The sequence below is a fragment of the Helicobacter sp. 13S00482-2 genome (genome assembly GCF_002272795.1).
Taxonomy (GTDB): Bacteria; Campylobacterota; Campylobacteria; order Campylobacterales; family Helicobacteraceae; genus Helicobacter_J.
Genome location: NZ_MLAT01000059.1, coordinates 1 through 816, shown reverse-complemented (window position 1 = coordinate 816; position 816 = coordinate 1). Strand labels below are relative to the sequence as shown.

The window sequence follows — 816 nt, the reverse complement described above, 5'->3', positions numbered from 1 at the left end:
TTATCTTCATCTCCCGTTCTTGATATAATATTCTGTAATATTCTGAAACTACAGAATGAGTGAAATCTTGACAATTAAAGGGTTTTTCTCACACACAAGCATAACGTGGTATAAAAATACTCAACGTAGATAATTTACAGTAGTTTGCATCTCCTATTTTTTTCACAGGATACATTTGAAGGCTTCTATTCCAGCTATCTACAATCACTCTAGCATTTTTCTCATGATCTAAATTATAATCGATAATGGTTCCATCAAGAAGTGTGTTGATTGGATCTTTTTTGATTTCAGTACCTACCCTACAACCATTTTGCTCATCTTTTAGTATTAAAAACATCGCATATTCAAGAAAATCATCAAAGTTATCGACTTGATGCTCAAAAGTAACTCTGAGAAATTCTACTGTTTGAATAAAGTTATACACACCTTTGCATTTCATGATATGATTTATCACATCATAATCAATGACTTCATCTAAATCAGATACAAACTTGACATACTTGAATCTCTCTTCTAAAGCATCCATTATTCTCATTTGTTTAAGTCTCCTTTATTATCTTCTAAACTAGCTTCATTGGCATGTTCTTCAACCACTATTTCTTTAAAGTTATTCTCTTGTGCAACTTCTGGAGATAGAAGGGCTAAATGATACCTCAAAATGAAATAGTTTGGATCTGAAAATGTCTCAAAAGGAAACATTTTAAGGCTTCTATTCCAGCTAGAGACAATGAACTTAGCCTTTTTTTGATTGTCCCAATTATAATCAATGATACTCCCATCAGGAAATTTATTTACCTGCTCATTACTATTAGGATT

2 protein-coding genes are annotated in these 816 nt (G+C 31.5%); both read right to left on the bottom strand.

From position 1 onward, the window contains the following. Nucleotides 1-88: 88 nt before the first annotated feature. On the bottom strand, nucleotides 89-535 hold the full coding sequence (locus BKH42_RS09090) for a hypothetical protein (RefSeq protein WP_095296266.1): 447 nt from the start codon (nucleotides 533-535) through the stop codon (nucleotides 89-91). After that, nucleotides 532-816: hypothetical protein (locus tag BKH42_RS09645; RefSeq protein ID WP_180674047.1), on the bottom strand; the 285-nt coding region annotated here is incomplete at its 5' end. The genes BKH42_RS09645 and BKH42_RS09090, both read right to left, overlap by 4 nt.